At 26.9% G+C, this 2,798-nt stretch carries 1 protein-coding gene and 1 pseudogene; both read right to left on the bottom strand.

Annotation, left to right across the window (positions count from 1 at the left end; translation table 11 throughout):
- Positions 1-416 precede the first annotated feature (416 nt).
- Positions 417-1,010 (bottom strand): ribosome biogenesis GTP-binding protein YihA/YsxC, encoded by a 594-nt coding sequence (gene yihA / locus CLOACE_RS11465; RefSeq protein ID WP_070111384.1) that lies wholly within the window; start codon positions 1,008-1,010, stop codon positions 417-419.
- Positions 1,011-1,034: 24 nt separating this feature from the next.
- Positions 1,035-2,672, bottom strand: a pseudogene (lon, locus tag CLOACE_RS11460) (endopeptidase La); the annotation flags it as partial.
- Between the last annotated feature and the right edge of the window lie 126 nt (positions 2,673-2,798).

Here is a 2,798-nt window from a genome sequence, read left to right as displayed (position 1 = left end):
GCCTAATCGGCCGCAAAAACTGTTACCAATTTTTGTATTGTTCGTTCTTTGAGCAATGCCTTTTTGTCATACATTTTTTTAAAAATAAACTTTTAAAAATTTTTTATTGACTTTTACTAGCTGGTCTTTCAGAAGATTTTAATTTCTTTTGTTTTCTACTATATACTATTCATGTAATTACTTTTTGACACTAAAAAATAAAATTATATATAGTTTGTTGAATAAAAAATAATTGGAATAACTTACAGCTTATTTAAAATTATTTTTTACCTGTAAGTTATCCCAATTATTTTTTATTCAACAAACTATACATACTTAGTATAGGATTTTTATGTATTTATTAATACTGATGTTTAAAACAATATTAAATGCAAACTAGCATGTAAATACTTAAAACATATTTACACGCTAGTTTACTAATTAAGTTTGTCTAGAGATTCTTCTATTGAATCTAATAAACTTTCAACGCCTATTTTTTTTGTAGATGAAAACTGTATTAATTTTTCACTAGTACTTAAATTAAGAGTATCTCTAATTAATTTTTCATGCTTAGCTATTTCACTTCTTTTTAATTTATCAATTTTTGTCATAACTATTATATAATCATAGTTATAATATTTTATCCAATTATACATTGCTAAATCATCTTCACTAGGTTTTCTTCTACAATCTAAAAGCAATAATATTTTTTTCAATTGTTTTCTATTAGATAGATAGGTATTTATTATTTTACCCCATTTTTCTTTTTCCTGTTTGGATACTTTGGCATAACCATATCCGGGTAAATCAACAAAATAAAACTCATTATTTATTAAGAAAAAATTAATTTGTCTAGTTTTTCCTGGAGTGCCACTAACTTTGACCAACTTTCTTCTATTAGTTAAAGTATTAATTAATGAAGATTTTCCTACATTAGATCTGCCAACAAAAGCTATTTCTATTTTATTATCTTTAGGATATTGTTCTTTATTTACAGCAGATATAATAAAATCAGCTTGTTTTATATTCATGAAATTTCTCTCCTGCCTATGTAATTATATTAAGGAATTTTCTAAAACTACATCTATATTATCAGCCAATATAAACTTTAGCTTATTTTTTATAGTTTTAGGTATCTTTAGTAAATCTTTTTCATTATCTTTGGGAATAATTACAGTATCTATACCAGCTCTATAAGCAGCAAGACTTTTTTCCTTTAATCCTCCTATAGGTAAAACTCTTCCAGTTAAAGTTATTTCTCCAGTCATAGCTACATTGTGTTTTACTTTTTTTCCACTTAAAGCAGATATCATAGCAGTAATCATTGTAACTCCTGCTGATGGACCATCTTTTGGTACTGCTCCTTCTGGAACATGAATATGCAAATCTTTATCCTGATAAAATTTAAAATCTATTCCGTACTTTTCTGCATTAGCTCTAACATAGCTATAACCTGCTTTAGCTGACTCAACCATAACATCACCTAATTGTCCTGTAATCTCTAATTTACCTTTTCCTTTCATTGTAGAAACTTCTATAGGTAAAGTATCCCCTCCATAAGCCGTCCACGCCATACCCATTACAACTCCTACTTTATCTTCCTTATCTGCTTTATCATAGGTAAATTGTACAGGTCCTAAATACTTCTTTACATGATTTACAGTTATATTCATTTTCTTTTTATTCTTTTCTAACATTTCTGTAATAGTCTTTCGTATAATAGAAGCTATTTTTCTTTCTAAATTTCTAACACCAGATTCTCTAGTATAATTATCAATTATATTATATATTGATGAATCTGAAAAAGTAATTTTATTATATTCTATGCTTAACTCATCTAATTTTTTAGGTATTAAATGTTCTTTAGCTATATGAAACTTTTCTTCACTAGTATATCCGGAAACCTCTATTACTTCCATTCTATCAAGTAAAGGTCTTGGTATTGTATCAAGGGTATTGGCAGTAGTTATAAATAATACTTTTGATAAATCAAAATCTATTTCTAAATAATGATCTCTAAAAGTATTATTTTGTTCACTATCTAACACTTCTAAAAGAGCATCTGCTGGATCCCCTCTAAAATCGCCACTCATTTTATCTATTTCATCTAACAAAAATAAAGCATTTTTTGATTTTGCTTGTTTCATTCCATAAATTATTCTACCAGGTATAGCTCCAATATAAGTTTTTCTATGACCTCTTATTTCTGCTTCGTCTCTAACTCCTCCTAAAGACATTCTAACAAAATTTCTATTTAATGCATGAGCTATAGACTCAGCTATAGAAGTCTTTCCTACACCTGGAGGACCTACTAAACAAAGTATAGGACCTTTTAAAGTTTTGCTAACCTTTTTAAGAGCTAAATATTCTATTATTCTATTTTTAACATCTTCTAATCCATAATGTTCTTCTTGCAATATTTCTCTAACCCTTTTTATATTTAAATTATCTTTTGTTTCTTTACTCCAAGGAAGTTCTAAAACCCAATCTAAATAAGTTCTTATAACTCCTCCTTCTGAAGAAAAAGTTCCACATTTTTTTAATCTATCTAATTCATATAAAGCTTTTTCTTTTGCTTGCTTAGGAAGCTTAGCCTTTCTTATTTTTGACTTATAAGAATTAATTTCTTTCTTTTCTTCATCTTCTTCACCTAATTCTTCTTTTATAGCTCTTAATTGTTCTTTTAAAAAATGGTTCATTGTAAAATTAAATGCAACAGATAAAAAATATTAAAACCATAGTGAAAATCATGTATGATATAGGTGTTGAGTATAAACATACAGGAGGTTTTCACTATGGTTCATGATACTGATTATAAC

The organism is Clostridium acetireducens DSM 10703, from assembly GCF_001758365.1.
GTDB lineage: Bacteria > Bacillota > Clostridia > Clostridiales > Clostridiaceae > Clostridium_C > Clostridium_C acetireducens.
This window is presented reverse-complemented; position numbering and strand designations above follow the sequence as displayed.

Bases quoted from the DNA above. Each gene is read 5' to 3' on its own strand.
- yihA (WP_070111384.1), bottom strand. From the start codon at position 1,010: ATGAATATAAAACAAGCTGATTTTATTATATCTGCTGTAAATAAAGAA.